Origin of the sequence: Paenibacillus glycanilyticus, from assembly GCF_023715145.1 — a bacterium.
GTDB lineage: Bacteria > Bacillota > Bacilli > Paenibacillales > Paenibacillaceae > Pristimantibacillus > Pristimantibacillus glycanilyticus_A.
Map to the genome: position 1 here is coordinate 282,407 of NZ_JAMBNP010000001.1, position 16,420 is coordinate 298,826.

Annotated in this window: 13 protein-coding genes; 3 read left to right on the top strand and 10 right to left on the bottom strand. The window is 51.6% G+C overall.

The window, feature by feature from the left end; translation table 11 throughout:
* The first annotated feature begins 1 nt into the window (after position 1).
* Both M3194_RS01430 and kduD read left to right on the top strand, forming a co-directional pair.
* A complete protein-coding gene (locus M3194_RS01430) occupies positions 2–769 on the top strand; it encodes a DeoR/GlpR family DNA-binding transcription regulator (RefSeq protein WP_251651242.1) in 768 nt (255 codons plus the stop codon).
* Between the two features lie 3 nt (positions 770–772).
* Complete coding sequence (kduD, locus tag M3194_RS01435; protein ID WP_251651243.1) at positions 773–1,522, top strand: 2-dehydro-3-deoxy-D-gluconate 5-dehydrogenase KduD; 750 nt, start codon at positions 773–775, stop codon at positions 1,520–1,522.
* A 130-nt stretch (positions 1,523–1,652) separates the two neighbouring features.
* Here kduD and M3194_RS01440 read toward each other — a convergent pair whose 3' ends face one another.
* The 10 genes from M3194_RS01440 to M3194_RS01485 all read right to left on the bottom strand — a co-directional run bounded on the left by M3194_RS01440 (position 1,653) and on the right by M3194_RS01485 (position 15,305).
* On the bottom strand, positions 1,653–2,489 hold the full coding sequence (locus M3194_RS01440; protein ID WP_251651244.1) for a carbohydrate ABC transporter permease: 837 nt from the start codon (positions 2,487–2,489) through the stop codon (positions 1,653–1,655).
* Positions 2,490–2,493: 4 nt separating this feature from the next.
* Complete coding sequence (locus M3194_RS01445) at positions 2,494–3,387, bottom strand: carbohydrate ABC transporter permease (protein WP_251651245.1); 894 nt, start codon at positions 3,385–3,387, stop codon at positions 2,494–2,496.
* Positions 3,388–3,475: 88 nt separating this feature from the next.
* Positions 3,476–4,813 (bottom strand): ABC transporter substrate-binding protein, encoded by a 1,338-nt coding sequence (locus tag M3194_RS01450; protein WP_251651246.1) that lies wholly within the window; start codon positions 4,811–4,813, stop codon positions 3,476–3,478.
* Positions 4,814–4,930: 117 nt separating this feature from the next.
* On the bottom strand, positions 4,931–6,490 hold the full coding sequence (locus M3194_RS01455; protein ID WP_251651247.1) for a response regulator transcription factor: 1,560 nt from the start codon (positions 6,488–6,490) through the stop codon (positions 4,931–4,933).
* Positions 6,487–8,250, bottom strand: coding sequence for a cache domain-containing sensor histidine kinase (locus tag M3194_RS01460; protein WP_251651248.1), 1,764 nt, complete (start codon positions 8,248–8,250; stop codon positions 6,487–6,489). Before M3194_RS01460 ends, M3194_RS01455 begins: the two co-directional genes overlap by 4 nt.
* A gap of 132 nt (positions 8,251–8,382) precedes the next feature.
* Positions 8,383–9,855, bottom strand: coding sequence for a rhamnulokinase (locus tag M3194_RS01465; protein WP_251651249.1), 1,473 nt, complete (start codon positions 9,853–9,855; stop codon positions 8,383–8,385).
* Between the two features lie 12 nt (positions 9,856–9,867).
* Complete coding sequence (gene rhaA / locus M3194_RS01470; protein WP_251651250.1) at positions 9,868–11,127, bottom strand: L-rhamnose isomerase; 1,260 nt, start codon at positions 11,125–11,127, stop codon at positions 9,868–9,870.
* Positions 11,128–11,147: 20 nt separating this feature from the next.
* Complete coding sequence (locus M3194_RS01475; protein WP_251651251.1) at positions 11,148–13,217, bottom strand: bifunctional aldolase/short-chain dehydrogenase; 2,070 nt, start codon at positions 13,215–13,217, stop codon at positions 11,148–11,150.
* A gap of 143 nt (positions 13,218–13,360) precedes the next feature.
* A complete protein-coding gene (locus M3194_RS01480; protein WP_251651252.1) occupies positions 13,361–14,404 on the bottom strand; it encodes a Gfo/Idh/MocA family protein in 1,044 nt (347 codons plus the stop codon).
* 13 nt (positions 14,405–14,417) lie between these two features.
* Complete coding sequence (locus M3194_RS01485) at positions 14,418–15,305, bottom strand: sugar phosphate isomerase/epimerase family protein (protein ID WP_251651253.1); 888 nt, start codon at positions 15,303–15,305, stop codon at positions 14,418–14,420.
* A gap of 123 nt (positions 15,306–15,428) precedes the next feature.
* Between M3194_RS01485 and M3194_RS01490 the strand changes: the two genes are divergently transcribed.
* The gene (locus M3194_RS01490; RefSeq protein WP_251651254.1) at positions 15,429–16,358 is read left to right on the top strand and encodes a helix-turn-helix domain-containing protein; all 930 of its coding nucleotides are present in this window, start codon (positions 15,429–15,431) and stop codon (positions 16,356–16,358) included.
* The last annotated feature ends 62 nt before the right edge of the window (positions 16,359–16,420 follow it).

Genomic DNA, 16,420 nt, shown 5'->3' on the forward strand with positions numbered 1-16,420 from the left:
AATGAATGCAATCCGAAGACATGAACGAATTATGGAAGCCCTGCTGGCCAGCCGCGAAGTCACGGTTCAGGAATTAAGCGAACGATTGAATGTGACGGGCAAGACGATCCGCGAGGATCTGGCGAGGCTTGAGGAAAAAGGACTGCTCCTCCGTATTCACGGGGGAGCAGTTCTTGCCCAATCGGGCCAGCTTGGAATCCTATCTCAGCAAGAGCCGCTTGTGCGCCATGCCTCGGCGAAGACGGAGATTGCGGAGCTGGCGCTTTCTTTTATTAAGGCCGGCGATATTATTGCTCTCGATGGCGGCAGCACGACGCTTGAGATGGCGAAGAAGCTTCCCAATCAGCCTCTTACCGTCGTTACGAACGATGTGCATATCATCGCCGAGCTGTCGCGCAAGGATGAGATCCAGCTGGTTGTGCCCGGGGGCTACCGTGTCCGCAATATGCTTGCTGGCGCTGAAGCGGAAGCTTATATCCGGAAGCTGAATATTAAGAAAGCTTTCCTGTCCGCAACGGGCGTTCATGCCGATTTTGGATTTACGATATATACCGGTGATCTGACGGCATTCAAGAGAGCCCTTCTCGATACCTCTCAAAGCTCATATGTCGTTGTTGATCATCACAAATTTGGCCAAGGCGCTTTGTTTACCTTTGCAAACTTTCATGAAATTACAACGATCATTACCGACTCCGGGATTTCGGCGGATACGGCTGAGCAGTACCGGCAAGCCGGTGCAAATCTCGCGATCTATGAAAGGATGAATTAATCGATGTTATTTGATCTGACAGGCAAAACCGCAGTTGTAACCGGCACTTCCGGCGGGCTTGGCCAAGCCATGGCGCTTGGACTGGCGGAAGCCGGCGCGTCCATCGTAGCGATCTCCTCTTCGAACAGTCATGCTACCGTTGAAGCGATTCGCGCGATCGGGGGACAAGCGGAAGAAATCTCAGCTGATCTCAGCAATGCCGATCTTCTTGAGGACGTGTTTAACCAGGCTCTCGGATTTTTCGGCAAAGTGGACATTCTCGTTAACAACGCCGGTATTATCCGCCGTACGCCGGCTGCGGATCATGCGGCAAAAGACTGGTACGATGTCATTGATCTGAACCTGAACTCTGTCTTTTTCCTCAGCCAGCTTGCCGGCCGTCATATGCTGGAGCGCGGCAGCGGCAAAATCATTAACATCGCATCGATGCTCAGCTACCAAGGCGGCATTAACGTACCCGGTTACACGGCTAGCAAACATGCGGTTGCCGGCGTAACTAAGGCGCTGGCCAATGAATGGGCTGGCCGAGGCGTTAATGTCAACGCTATTGCGCCAGGCTACATGACCACCAACAATACGGCCCCTATCCTGAAGGATGAAGCCCGTACGAATTCCATTACGGAACGCATTCCGGCAGGCCGCTGGGGTACGCCGGATGACCTGAAAGGTCCGGTTGTATTCCTCTCCTCCGCGGCATCCGACTACCTGAGCGGACATGTCCTCAACGTAGACGGCGGCTGGATGGGCCGGTAACAGTTAACAGCTATTCAAAAAAGCGCTCCAGCTCTGGAGCGCTTTTTTGTTTTCTATTGCAATGTTATCTCTTACCATCATATAAGGTGAAAAAGCTGCCCGGGATCATCCCCTCGGGCAGCTACCTTGATTATTTCAGACCGCTTGTACTAATCCCTTCCACGATATGCTTCTGGAAGAAGAAGAAGATCGCGAATACGGGCAGCAGGCTGACAATCGACATCGCGAACATGGCCCCCCAGTTGGAGAGAGTCTCGGCATCGAGATACATCTTAAGCGCCATGGATACCGTGTACATCGACGGCTTGTTCAGATAGAGCAGCGGACCAATCAGGTCCTCCCAGCGCCAGTAGAACGAGAAGATGGCAGCGGTAGCCATTGCCGGAATAATAAGCGGCAGAATAATGCGGTAGAACAATCTGAACTTGCCGCAGCCGTCAATCGTTGCCGCTTCATCCAGTTCACCCGGAATCGTCCGGATAAATTGCACCATCAGGAAGATAAAGAACGGTGCCCCGAAGTATGCCGGAATAACAATTGGCTTAATAGAATTAAGCCAGTGGAGCTTGGAGAACAGAATATATTGCGGCACCAGAGTTACATCATGCGGCAGCATGAGCGTAACCATCATAATGGCAAACCAGAATTTTTTGCCCCGGAAATTCAATCGTCCAAACCCAAAGGCAACTATCGCAGAAGATAATACGGCACCAATCGTAGCCAGCACAACAAGAACCAGCGTATTGTAGATGTAGGTGCCAAACGAATGACCGCCAATCCCTGCCCAGCCGTCCGAATAGTTCGTCCAAATCCAGTGATCCGGAATCAAATTGCCGGAGGTTGTAAAGATCGTTTCGCTTTTCTTGAAGGAGCTCATGAGGAGCCAGATTACGGGATAGATCATCAAGATAGCGCCGCCTGCGGCAGCAATATGATAAATCGGCCATCTCCATTTTTTCGCTATCATGCGCTTACCCCTCCTTCGACTCGTAATGAACCCAGTATTTGGACGACAGGAACAGGACTGCGGTCAGTACCGAAACGATGATGAGCATGATCCAGGCCATTGCCGATGCCGTGCCCATATCGAAGAATTGGAAGCCTTGACGGAATAAATACAACGAATAGAGCAAAGTTCCGTCGAGCGGTCCGCCCGTCCCCTTGGAAATAATATAAGCCGGAACAAACGTCATGAAAGCCCCGATTGTTTGCATAATCGCATTAAACAATATGATCGGTGTCAGCATTGGCACCGTTATTTTAAAGAATCGGTTAATACCATTTGCGCCGTCTACGCTTGCAGCTTCATACAAGCTGGCCGGAATGTTCTTGAGACCTGCCAGGAAGATAAGCATCGAGGAGCCGAACTGCCAAGCCGACAAGGTAATAAGCATCCAAAGCGCTGCCATCGGATCGGCGAACCATCTTACCGCATCCAGGCCCACAGCTTCAAGCATCACATTAATTATCCCTTTATCGCCGTACAGATTGCGCCACATGATGGACACGGCTACGCTGCCGCCGATAATGGATGGAAGATAGAACAAGGTCCGATACACGCCGACCGCTCTCGAAGCGGTATTAAGCAGCATGGCAACCATAAGGGCGAAGAACAAGCGAAGCGGAACTCCGATAAAGACGTACAGGAATGTAACTTTGAGCGATTTCCAAAACTTCTTGTCACTCGTAAAGAGATCATGATAATTATCAATGCCCACCCACGAAGGGGTCGTAAACAGATCATAATCGGTAAACGACAAATAGAGGGAAGCTAAAATCGGAACAAAGGTAAAGACTAGAAAACCAACGACAAAAGGGCTGATAAACGCATAACCCGTTATATCCTTCTTCAAAGCCACTTTCATTTCCACCAACTCCTGCACAAGATTCGCCGCCAATTTTTATAAAAGATGGCTGGCCGCTTATGGCCAGCCATCCCCTGCCTGACATTCCTTATTTGTTCTTGGCTAATATCGCATTGGCTTCCTCGCGGAATTGCTTGGCTGCTTCCTCGGCGGTAATCTGCTGGAAGTCCATTTGCTCCGCAAGCGAGCTGAACAAGGTAATAATCTCCGCTGCGCCGATTGGATCCGGCGGATCCATTTGGGAGCTGTTGTCTTGTGCCCAAGCGACATAATCGAATACTTGCTGTTGAGCCGGTTCAAGCGTAGGCTTGATGGCTTCAATGACTTTGCTGTTCACCGGTACGCCGCGGTCGCCTTTGATCAGCTTGTTGGCTTCGATATCATTCACGAAGAAGTTGATAAAGTCTGCGGCTGCTTCTTTTTGCTTGGAGTTCTGTGCAATCGAGAAGTACATGCTTGGCTTCAGATAGAGGCCTTTCTCGCGGTCCGGACCAGGCATATTCGCCATTTCCAGAGGACGGTTCGCCACTTGCTGAATGCCGACGAATTGGTTCGTCCATTGCCAAATGCCAACTTGCTGACTCTTGACCAGCAGGTCGTCTTCCAGGCCTTTAATTTGCGCTTTCACGTCCGGCGGAGGCGTATCTCCATCCTTGACGAGCTGAGCCAGCGGTTTGAAGAAATCAGCGAACAGCTTGTCGTCTTCGTAACCGAGGGCGGTACCTTCCGCATTATAGAGATGCTGGCCCTTCGTGCGCAGGTAGTAGCCGAAGAATACTTCCGGGCGGAAGCCGTTATCGAAGTAAAGTCCCGCTTCCTTCGCTTTTGCCGCCAGCGCGAAGTAATCATCCCATGTCCAGTCGTCCGCCGGCTTGTCCACGCCAAGCTTCTTCAGAAGCTCGGGATCGTATTGGAAGTTTACCGTATTTACGCCTAGGTTAAAGCCGTACAGCTTGTCGCCTACTTTACCGCCGGAGATCGCGTTCTCCGAAATATCCGTTGTATCAATCTGGTTGTTTAAGTATGGCGTAAGATCGGCCAGCTGTCCTTTCGAGCCATATTGCGACAGGTAGGAAATATCCATTTGCACGATGTCGGGAAGTTCGCTTGCCGCCGCTTCCGGTGCGAGCTTCTTCCAGTAGTCGTCAAAGTTAGCGTACTCGGATTCGATCTTCACATTTGGATGAGCGGCCTCATACATTTTGATCACTTCGAGCGTGTAATCATGACGAGGCTGCGAACCCCACCAGGCAATGCGGAGCGTAACATTCTCCCCTGCATCCGATTTCCCCGCGTTTGCCGAATTGCTTGCATTGGCGTTGGCGGCTTGATTGGCGTTGTTATTGCTGCTGCCTCCATTGCCGCATGCTGCTGTAAGAGTCGTAGCCAAGATGAGTGCGATTGCTGCCGATAGCTTCTTTCCCATGTTTCTAGCGCCCCTTCCTCAAACCATGTAAGTGTTTACATTTCCTATAGTACAGCCAAACAGAAGAGGCCGGAATCGAATTACCAGTGATTTTTCGTCAAAAAACAGACATCTTGTTCAGGAGGTTTTCTTGAAATCGGAGGGCGACTTTCCTGTATATTTCTTAAAGACCTGGCTGAAATAATGAGGATTATCGCCAAAGCCCAGCTGCTCCGCAAGTTCAAATACTTTAACGTCATTGCTTTCCTCGATGAGCTCGAGCGCTTTGTCCATCCTAGTTTTCATGACATAATTTGAGAATTTATCCCCCGTCTCTTTCTTGAACAGCTTGCCTAAATAATCCGCGTTCATATATAAAATCTCGCTTGCCGCCCATTGCAGGGATAACGCCGGGTTGCTTAAATGCTCCGTTACGATATTCATCATCTTCTGGATAATGCCGGAATGGCGGCTGGACTGGATTTCATAATTCTCCTCGCAAATCCGCTTGGCGGCGTCCTGTACGAAGCTTTGCAGCGCCTGCAGGGTGCTCAAGCCTTCAATCCGGGCGAGCAGCTGCAAATATTCATTCATCCTTCTTGGCTCCGCCTGTCTGAAGAGCGCGACATACAGGGGGATCACATAAGACTTGGCCGTCAAGTCATCAAGCCTAAGCTCAGCCAGAATCCGGAAGGCTTCGTCAAGCTCCCTGCTTACCTCTTCCCAGTTGCCTGACTTGGCAGCCATGCAAAGCTGCGCATCATCAAAGAGGAAGGCTTGCTCCACCTGTTCATGCTGCTGCTGAATGTCACGGACCGTGATCAGGCTTCCTCCGCCCAAGTAGAAGCGATGGTTCAGGCAGCTGCGCGTATCCATGTACATTTTCCGGGCTTCCGACAGCTCGCCGGCATCACTGATCGCAATGGTTGTATCCAGCTTGAAATACCCCATGAAGGTCCGTTTCACTTCCGCCAAAATGTTCAGCAGCTCGCTTTCGGGATACTGGTCGCGGACCAGAATGAGCAGCTGGCTGCCTATCGTCGTACTGAGCAGAATCGTTGGCCTTCCTATGATATCCTCCGCAATATTTTTAAGCGCAAAGAGATGATCGAATTCATAGGAGCCTTCCAGCTGGCACAACAGCAGCCTGGCCTCCAGGTTCTCAAGCTGGATGCCAAACAGCCTGCCGTACTCGTCCCACTCCCGGCGTCCGTAACGCTTATTCGTCACATACTCCTTCAGAAACTGCTCTTTGGCACTGGGAAGCACCTTCTTTAATTCTTCCTGCATCCGGCGCATGAAAGCATCGGTATGCCGTTCTTGATCTAGCTGCTCCACCACGGATGCAAGGGCCTCGGCAATCGTATTCTCATTGCAAGGCTTCAGTAAATAATGCTTTACGCCGTATTGCATCGCCTGGCGGGCATAGTCGAAATCGCCAAAGCCGCTCAGCATAATGCAGGCAATGTGCGGATGAGTTTCCTTCAAACGCTTGACCAGACTTAGACCGTCCATACCCGGCATGCGGATATCGCTTATAATAATGTCCGGCACCTGAGACTCTATGAACTGAAGAGCCTCCAGCCCGTTGCGTGCCGTACCGGCAAGCTGCGTCCCGTACCTCTCCCAATCCATCAGGGATGCAATGCCCTCCAGAATAATCCGTTCATCGTCAATTAACAGCACTTTATACTTCATGTTCTGTCCCCCATTTCAATTGGCAGATACAACGTGATTCTCGTGTATTGCGGCGGAACGCCGTCCACCCGGATTCCATAAGCCTCGCCAAACAGCATCTTGATGCGGTCCTCGATATTGCGGAGGCCAATGCCTGTCCCGCGAGGGGTAATGGCGCCGTTTCTAAGCTGGTCTATCACATCGGCTGCAAGTCCCGGTCCATTATCCGATACGGTGATGGCAATACCGCCTTCACATTCCTCGGCCGCAATGGTAATGACGCATGCCTCAATCATCTGCTCCAGCCCGTAATGGATGGCATTCTCCACCAGAGGCTGCAGGCTCAGCTTGGGTACGTAGACGCCAAGCAACCGCTCGGGAATCCGGTTCTCGAAGACAAGCCGTTCTTCAAATCGGATATGCTGAATGGCAATATAGTGGCTGACCAGCCTCATCTCATCCTCCAGCGTAACGGTAGGCTGTTTGTGGCTGATCGTGCTTCGGAGCAAATAACCAAGGGATTCGACCATAACCGAGATTTGCTTATGACCGGCGATTTTGGCAGACCAGTTAATAGACTCTAATGTGTTGTACAGAAAATGCGGATTAATCTGTGCTTGCAGCGCCTTGAATTCCGTATCCTTAATGGTAAGCTGCTTGACATAGTTTTCGTTGATAAGCTCATCTATTCGACCCACCATCATCCGGAAATTGCGCTGCAATTGTCCCGCTTCATCCTTCGCGAGGTTCCGCTCCTCCTGCTCATCGGCTGCAAATTCGAAATGCCCAAGCTGGATTCGCTTCATCTTCTGATTCAGCCGTTCGATTGGACCCGTAATGGACCGCGAGAAGCTGAGGGCGCCGCCCAAAATAAGCACCGAGAGAATAATGTAGATGATGATAACAGTATTTTTTGCCGATTCGGTTGTATGGAAGATATCCTCGTAGGAATTAACATTGACGTATACCCAGTCCAAATAGCCGGACGAGAAATAGGTGATGAAATATTTTTTGCCCGACAACGTTACGATCTTGAAGCCCTGCTGACCGGGAAGCTGCAAGGAAGCCAGATTAATTCCGTTAGGCTGATCATGCGGGTAAACCAGATTGCCGCCCTTCTCCATAATGGCGAAATACGCTTTGGAATTATCCGCGGATGTCACCAGATCGCTGTAAAGCCGGTCAATGTCGATCCGGACTGCCATATTGCCAAGGTGATCAAGCTCAAGACCGTCCACCCTGCGGATTTCCCTGCCGGCAATCAGGGCATTGTCCCCATGGTCCGGGAAAATAAAGCGGACGCCTCCATTTGTTTTATTCGTCTCGTCGACGACCTGGGCGTTGCGTCCCGTTGATAGATTAATCATTTTGTAACCGTTTCCATATTGCTTCTTAAAAATATCCATCACATGAAAAGATAAAATATACTTCTCGTTGCTCGTGAAGGTAAGCAGACGCTGGCGTATATTGACCGCCGTCAAGTAATTGCTATACTCGGATCCGCCAGCCTTGATCTCGCTCAGATAATCCTGGATATAGCTGTCCGTCGCAATCTTGAAGGAGATCTTCTCCATATTGCGGAGCTCCTTCTCAACGCCAAGCGAAGCGCTGTTCAAGGCGCTGGCCGATTGCTTGTAAATTTCCTTGTCATAGGCGCGAAAAGCATAATGCATAACCGCAAATGTCGCGATGCCGATTACCGCCATCATTAAGGCGAGCAGGACAATTATTTTATACTTGATCCGCAAATTGTAATAGAAAGCCAATAATCCCAGCCTCAATTCGATGCCCCTCCTATCCATTATGCGAGAGTATAGACAAAAAAAAGCGAAGGCAGCAGATAAAGCGGGAATATCCCCGCAGTACCGCTGCCCGAAAAACGTTTCTCTTACGCAGGTCACGGGTGGATAGACTCAACCGAGTGCCGTAATCTCCAGGAATTGTCCGTAACCACCATACCATGCGTCCCCTTCTTCAGGGCCGTAATTTGTAACCGGGAAAGAATCCCCGATCGCCCGCCGGGCTTCCCATATATCCGCAAACTCTCCTCTGGCAATCCACTGAACAGCCAAATTCCCGATCGCGCTTGCTTCCGCAGGTCCAGCCCAGACCGGCTTGCCGATAGCATTCGCCGTCCATTGGCAGAGGAGCGTATTATGAATACCTCCGCCTACCATATGCAGACCGTTGAACTGTTGACCGGACAAGCGCTCCGTCATCTCAAGCACATAGCGGTACTTATATGCGAGGCTTTCCAATATGCAGCGGACCAGCGTTCCGACATCTTCAGGAACAGGTTGATTGGTTTTCCGGCAATATTCCTTCACCCTGCCCGGCATATCGCCCGGCGCCATAAACACCGGATCATCGGGATCAATAAACGCGGCAAAGGCCGGTGCTTCTCCAGCCAGCTTCACGAGCTCGGGGAAGCTGTAGTTCTGGCCCGTCCGTTCCCATTCCCTGCGGCATTCCTGCAGAATCCACAAACCCATAATGTTCTTGAGCAGTCGGTAGGTGCCGCCAAAGCCGCCTTCATTCGTAAAATTAAGCTGCTGCGCTTCGTCCGTAATAATCGGCTCCGATATCTCCGTCCCAAGCAGCGACCATGTCCCGCAGCTCAAATAAGCAAAGGACCGGTCAAGTGCCGGAACAGCCACAACCGCGGATGCCGTATCATGCTCCGCTACCGCATGAACGGGAATTGGCCCTAATCCTAGCTCTTCCTGAACGGATGGCTGTAAATACCCGGCAGGCGAACCCGGCTGAAGCACATCTCCAAACCAGGTCTGCGGCAGGTCAAGATGCCGCAATAGCTCCTCATCCCATTGCTGCTTGACCGGATTGTACAGCTGGGTTGTGGTAGCGTTAGAGAACTCATTGTGCATTTCACCGGTCAGAAAATAGCGGAGCAGATCCGGGATCATCAGGAAATGCTTGGCCGAGTCAAGCTGCGGCGACTGATTGAGCTTCGCCGCATACAGCTGATAGATGGTGTTAAAAGGCAGAAATTGGATGCCCGTTGCCTTAAAGATCTCATCCGGGGTCAATTCCTCCTGCAGCTTCTCCATCATCCCGGCACTCGACCGGTCACGATAATGAAGCGGATTGCCAAGCAGGCTGCCATCACCGGCTATTAGACCAAAGTCCACGGCCCAGGAATCAATCCCGATGCTTACCGGCAGTACGCCTTTATGCTTGGCTTTAAGCAAGCCTTGCTTAATTTCGTGATACAGCCGGAGAATATCCCAGTGCAGACGGTCACCCGCCTGCACCGGATCGTTAGGGAACCGGTGCAGCTCCTCGGTTACGATCTTCCCGTCCCTCAGGCTGCCAAGAATAGCTCTGCCGCTGCTTGCGCCGAGGTCAAAGGCAAGAATATCTGACAATCGGTCGCCCTCCTAACCGCGCTTCAGCAATACGTTTTGTTCGTACTCTTTCACTTCGGCAATCCATTGCTCGCGGACGGGTACACCCTTCGCGGCGCAATAGTAGTCCCAGATCGCGCCAAACGGATACGATTTGAATTCCTCCGTTAACGCCAGGCGAGTTGTATAATCGCCTTCCAATTCGATTTTCTTCAGCGTCTCAACCGGCTCGAGCATGGCACGGAGCAGGGCTTTGATCGTATTGCGAGTTCCAACCACCCATGCAGCTACGCGGTTAATGCTGGCATCAAAGAAATCGAGGCCAATATGGGTAGTGCCCAGTAGATCATGGCGCACCAGCTCTCTGCCGATCTCCAGCAGTTCATCGTCCATAATAACGACATGATCGCTGTCCCATCTCATCGGGCGGCTTACATGAAGCAGGATGCCGCTTGTAAAGAGCGCAAGAGAAGATAATTTATTCGAAATCACTTCCGTCGGGTGGAAATGACCCGCATCAAGGCAGATCAGCTTGTCGTTCTGCAGTCCGTAACCCATATAGAATTCATGGGAGCCGACTACATACGCTTCGGAACCCAGACCAAACAGCTTGCTCTCCACGGCGTCCAGGTTGTATTTTGGATCAATCGGTTCGGCAAATACTTCATCGAGCGAAGCCTTCAGCCGCTTGCGCGGGGTCATCCGGTCAACCGGATTATCCTTGAAGCCGTCGGGAACCCAGACGTTGGTCACGCAAGTCTGGCCCAGCTGCTCGCCAAAGTAAGCGCCGATGCGGCGGGACGCTTTGCAATGGTCAATCCAGAATTGCCGGATCTCCGGATCGGGATGGCTTAGCGTAAAGCCGTCGCTCGATTTCTCATGCGAGAAGCAGGTTGGATTGAAGTCCAGTCCAACACCCTGCTCCTTCGCCCAAGTTACCCAGCCTTCATAATGACGCGGCTCGAGCTCATCGAGCTCTACCTTCTCGCTCGTATCTGTATAGATGGCATGAAGATTTACTTTATGCTTGCCCGGAATGAGTGAGAAGGCTTTGTCCAGATCGGAACGAAGCTCCTCCGGATTTCGAGCCGCGCCCGGATATTGACCGGTAACCGAGATGCCTCCGGTTAATTCCTGATCGGCGTTCAGGAAACCCTTCACGTCATCCCCTTGCCAGCAATGCATGGAAACCTTGATTGTCTCCAGCTTTTGCAATACCTCATCCGTATCAATGCCATGCCGGGCATACAATGCCTTTGCCGCTTCATAAGCTTGCTTCACATTTGGATCCATCTGTGCGGGACGCCTCCTTCTTAGCGTGTGAATGCAGCCGGTACGCCGCCGTCAATCGTCAGCATGCAGCCGGTTGTTTTGTCAGACTTCGAGGATGCGAAGAAGGCGATGCCTTCCGCAATATCTCTAGGATAAATATTGACGAGCAAGGTCGTCCGTTTGCGGTAGTGCTCTTCCAATTGATCAGGCTCAATACCGTAAGCGGCAGCGCGTTCATTGCGCCATGCGCCGTTCCAAATCGCCGATCCCTGCAGGATGGCATCCGGCAGAATCGTATTGACGCGAATACCGAATTCTCCGCCTTCCGCCGCGATACAGCGCGCAAGATGAGCCTCCAGCGCTTTCGCGGAGCTGTAAGCCGTTACGCTCTTGCCAGCGAAGATCGAGTTCTTGGAGCCGATAAATACCATGTTGCCGCCAATGCCTTGCTGTTTCATCAGCTTGAACGCTTCGCGGGCAACCAGGAAATAGCCGGTGCCAAGCACGTTAATGTTCAAATTCCATTCTTTCAGCGATGTTTCGTCAAACGGGCTGGACGTTGCAAGACCTGCGTTATTAACAATAATGTCAACGCCGCCGTACACGAGGGATACTTCGGCATAAGCAGCCTGTACAGCCTGCTCGTCCGTAACGTCCATCTTGACGGCATAAGCACGGTTCTCTCCGTATTTGTCATTAATCTCTTGAGCAACCTTTTGCGCGCCTTCCAGATTCAAGTCGGCAAGCACCACATGCGCGCCTTCCGATACGAGGCGGCGTGCCGTCTCGCTGCCGATACCCCCTGCACCGCCGGTAATAAAGGCAACCTTGCGGGAGAATTCGGCCTCCGCGGGAGCAAGCGACAGCTTGTAAAGCTCAAGCGGCCAGTATTCCACGTTATACGACTCGTTCGCGCTAAGGGATACGAAGCTGCCCAGGGCGGTAGCGCCGCGCATAACCGAAATCGCACGGTGGTACAAAGCGCCGCTGACTTGCGACAATGCCCAGCTCTTGCCTGTATTAATCATGCCAAGACCCGGAATCAGAATAACGCGAGGAGCCGCTTCGAACATCACGTCGCCATCGTTTTTGTTTTCTTCGAAGTAGGCTTTGTATTGTTCTTTATAAGCCGCAACGCCTTCAATCAATTTCGACTTGAGGCCGTCGATATCCTCTGTATTTGGCGTCCAGTCGATGAAGAGCGGAACAACCTTCGTATGAACGAGATGATCCGGGCAAGCCGCGCCTACCTGCGACAGCTTCGCCGCATCCGCACCGCCAACAAATGCAAGCACGTCTTCTTGATCGTCGTAAGAAAGAATCATTTTCTTCACATCGGATACCGCGCCGCGGATCGTAGGCATCACTTGCGCTGCGATTTGACGGCGAATCTCAGCCGGAAGGGCCTCGTGCTTCACTCCGCCAAACAGCTTGGCTTCATTTACGCGGGCTTCAATGAAAGCTTCCGCTTCATTAATAATCTTAATGGTTTGCGCGTAGCTTTCTTCGGAGGTTTCGCCCCAAGTAACCAAGCCATGCTTCTCCATCAGAACCAGCTCGGCGTTCGGATTAGCCAATACGCCTTCCGCGATCATCTTCGAGAGGGTAAAGCCGGGACGCACGTAAGGAACCCAAACAAATCGGTTGCCGAAAATCTCTTCCGCCAAATGACGGCCGTTGTCCGCGCAGCACAAGCTGATAATGGCGTCCGGATGCGTATGGTCGACATGCTTGAACGGCAAGAACGCATGCAGCAACGTTTCGATCGATGCGCGCGGATGCTTCGCGTCAATCATGCAGTTGCCAAGGTAAGCCACCATCTCTTCGTCCGTCATTTCGCCGCGTTCGAAGAGCGGACGGATATCTTCCATGCGGAGGCCGGTAAAGTTCGCTGCTTTCATCGAACCAAGATCCGAGCCGCTGCCTTTTACGTACATGACTTCAATATCACGGCCGCGGAAGTCCTTAACCGTTGTTTTAGCAGAGGTATTGCCGCCATAGATGTTGCAGACGCGGCGGTCCGCGCCGATCAGGTTGGAGCGGTAGACCAATTGATCAAGACCATTCGTAAATTGGGATGCCTGGGATGATTGCCATAAGCTTTGTACCATTTTGTTTACCTCCGAATACTTTGTTTTATCTTTATGTTTTGATAGTATCACGTTTGTTTTTATTTGAAAACAAAATGTTTCGGACATAAACAAATATATTCAAAAACAAAAAGAGCGGGACAGCTCCCGCTCCAGTCTACCTGCTACTTCTGAATAAAATCTGCGATTGCGACTTTTCGACCCGTCCGCGCGCTTTCAAGCGCGGCGTTCACCATCGCCATGCTGTATTGGTTATCCCGGCTGTCCGTCTCCGCCCTGCGGTTCTCCCGGAGAGAGAGGAACATCTCGTCCAGACAGCCCGGATGTCCGGTTCTTTCCGAATAGACGGCTGGATCCGCCTCAACGCGGACAAAGGATTTGATAAACTTTCCTTCTTGCTCTTCCGGAGCTACCACTTCCGCATATGGCGCATCATGCCCGTTCCATATAGCGGTACCCTTCTCGCCGGTAATCCGCCAATCCGCTTCCCATGAAGTATGTGCCCCTTCCGCGCACCATGAACCGCGGTAATTAAACACGGATCCGTCGGACATTTCGAAGATGCAGACGGCCGCGGCAGCCCCCTCGTACCAGGAGCCTGGCGGGTTAAACTCATGGCAATAGACCGATACCGGATCAGCGCCAAGAATGAGGCGTGCCTGATCGAAGGTGTGGATCGCCATATCGAGCAGCAGCGGACTTGCCATCGTATCCCGGAATCCGCCGAAGTGCGGGCCGAGGAAGAAATCCGCGTTCACAAAGCCAGGCTTGCCGATGGTTCCCGATTCGATCAAGTGACGCAGCGAACGGATTCGGGGATCAAACCGGCGGTTCTGCATGACCGCGTGCGACTTGCCTGTCTCTTCGGCAATCCGGATCAGATCCTTGCATTCCTCCGCTGTTTCGGCAAGCGGCTTCTCTCCGAAGATGTTGCAGCCAAGCTGCATAGCCGTACTTGCAATCTTGTGATGGCTTGCCGGAATCGTCACGTCAAAGACGAGATTCGCCCCCGTTGCTTCTATCGCTTCGGCAAGATCCGTGAAGGTACGGCAATCCAGTCCTTTCTTCTCCCGCATCTTCTCGGCGAATTCCAGCTTGATATCCACTAACGCTACGATTTCGGTATCTTCCCGCTCAATCGCGGTATCAATCCAGATATTCGACATGCCTCCGCAGCCCGCTACTACTACCTTATAAGTCGCGTTCATCGTCATTCACCTCTTACTTCGGATTCGGCACAATCGCTCCGCCGCGGCATTGCTTCAAATAGTTCAACGCGTGTACTTGTCCCGTCATCTCAAGCTCGCCGTTGTAGACCGGATCATGCCAGCCTTCAATATCGATGGTGCCTTGGTATCCGGCTTGTCTCAGGATTGTAATAATGTCCGTCCAGTTCGAATCGCCAAAGCCCGGCGTCCGGTGCCATACGAATGGCTTTGGACCATGAATGCCGTATTCTTTTACGACATCCCAAGCAATTGTGGCATCCTTCCCATGAACGTGGAACACTTTGTCCACCCATTTGCGGAGCTGAGGAATCGGGTCAATAAGCGATACCATCTGATGGCACGGCTCCCATTGCAAGCCGATATTGTCGGAAGGAATCGCGTTAAACATCATCTCCCAAGCTGTCGGATTATGAGCGATGTTCCAGTCGCCCGTTTCCCATGTGCCGCCCATATCGCAGTTCTCGAAAGCAATGCGCACCCCTTTGTCCGCAGCACGCCTGCCAAGCTCCCCGAACACCTCCGCATAACGCGGAATGGAGCTTTCGATCGATTCGCCGGTCAAGCGGCCGGTGAAACCGGATACAATATTAGTGCCGAACAAATGCGCCTGATCAATCAGTCTCTCCCAGCTGGCAAGCGTATCCGCATTGTCCCCTGCGCCTGTCAGAGGATTGCCAAATATGCCAACCGTCGATATAATGAAACCGAATTCATCCGAAAGCTCGCGAACGCGTTTCGCCGTTTCAACAAGATCCGTTTTCCCCGTCGTTTGCCAGAATGTCAGGCTGTACGACTCAAAGCCATGAGGAGCAATTTGAGGAATAACGCGGACTGCGTCTCCTCCTCCTACCAATGTTCCAATACGAAGCAATTGTGTCATATCATTACCACTCCTATTTTGGTGGATTAATTTTGATTGCAACCTCAGTATAGCGCGGGTAAATGGACGATTCTCTACCATTCTTGTGTTTTACTAGTCCAATATTGTGGAGTTGAGACTTTCATGAGCTATCCGAAGGAACTGCGCGAGAATACTAGAATAGATGAAAGAACGCATCCGGTCCAGATATTCACGAACCGCGCCTATCAGAAGAAGTCCGGCGACCTGATTCTTTATCTGCATTGGCATGAGCATTTCGAGATTATTGTCATGCAGCGGGGCAGCGCCATCTTTCATATTGACAGCGAGCCTTATGAGGCCCGCTCCGGAGATGTCTTGTTCATACCGGCCGGTGCGCTTCATGTCGGCTACAGTCTCTGCGAAGGGGATATCTCGTACCTGGCCATCGTATTTAACAGCTCCCTGTTCCAGAACTGGATGCAGGATTCTATCCATACGAAATACGTCCTCCCTTATCTGGAAGGAAGAGTCCATCTGCCGGTCAAGCCTGCCGAGCTTGATCCGACCTGCGCGGATTATTATTACTTGCTGGAGCAGGCGAACTCGGAATTTACGGCGAAGCAGCCCGCCTATCAATTGATGGTAAAGTCCCAGCTTCATATGCTGCTCACCCTGTTGTCGCGCAAATTCCTGCCGAAGCAGCTTCCTGAGCAGGCAACAGCCCAATATGTTCATAACCGGGAACAGTTCAAGACGCTGATCGAATATATTGAAGCTAATTTTGCAGACAAACAAACGGTCGCCGGTGCCGCCAAACGAATGAATCTGAACATTCATCATTTCTGCAAAATGTTTAAAAAATTAACGGGCAGAACGTTCATCGATTATGTAAACGTATGCCGCGTCAATGAAGCGGAGAGGCTTCTGTTGGAAGGCAGTCTTTCGATTACCGAGATCGCGGGCCGTGTCGGCTGCGACAACTCCAACTACTTCACGAAGATGTACAAGAAATATAGAGGGACTGCCCCTTCCCTGCTTAGAAAACAACAAAGCGAAACAAACAGAATCCCCTTAGGCGAGCCTATCGCTTAAGGGGATTTTCCGAGCTCAAATGACAAGACTCCAGACTTGTTTCGCACATAGTGGGAAAACGA

Bases quoted from the DNA above. Each gene is read 5' to 3' on its own strand.
- M3194_RS01490 (WP_251651254.1), top strand. From the start codon at position 15,429: ATGAGCTATCCGAAGGAACTGCGCGAGAATACTAGAATAGATGAAAGA.
- kduD (WP_251651243.1), top strand. From the start codon at position 773: ATGTTATTTGATCTGACAGGCAAAACCGCAGTTGTAACCGGCACTTCC.
- M3194_RS01485 (WP_251651253.1), bottom strand. From the start codon at position 15,305: ATGACACAATTGCTTCGTATTGGAACATTGGTAGGAGGAGGAGACGCA.
- rhaA (WP_251651250.1), bottom strand. From the start codon at position 11,127: ATGGATCCAAATGTGAAGCAAGCTTATGAAGCGGCAAAGGCATTGTAT.
- M3194_RS01430 (WP_251651242.1), top strand. From the start codon at position 2: ATGAATGCAATCCGAAGACATGAACGAATTATGGAAGCCCTGCTGGCC.
- M3194_RS01455 (WP_251651247.1), bottom strand. From the start codon at position 6,490: ATGAAGTATAAAGTGCTGTTAATTGACGATGAACGGATTATTCTGGAG.
- M3194_RS01450 (WP_251651246.1), bottom strand. From the start codon at position 4,813: ATGGGAAAGAAGCTATCGGCAGCAATCGCACTCATCTTGGCTACGACT.
- M3194_RS01475 (WP_251651251.1), bottom strand. From the start codon at position 13,217: ATGGTACAAAGCTTATGGCAATCATCCCAGGCATCCCAATTTACGAAT.
- M3194_RS01445 (WP_251651245.1), bottom strand. From the start codon at position 3,387: ATGAAAGTGGCTTTGAAGAAGGATATAACGGGTTATGCGTTTATCAGC.
- M3194_RS01440 (WP_251651244.1), bottom strand. From the start codon at position 2,489: ATGATAGCGAAAAAATGGAGATGGCCGATTTATCATATTGCTGCCGCA.
- M3194_RS01480 (WP_251651252.1), bottom strand. From the start codon at position 14,404: ATGAACGCGACTTATAAGGTAGTAGTAGCGGGCTGCGGAGGCATGTCG.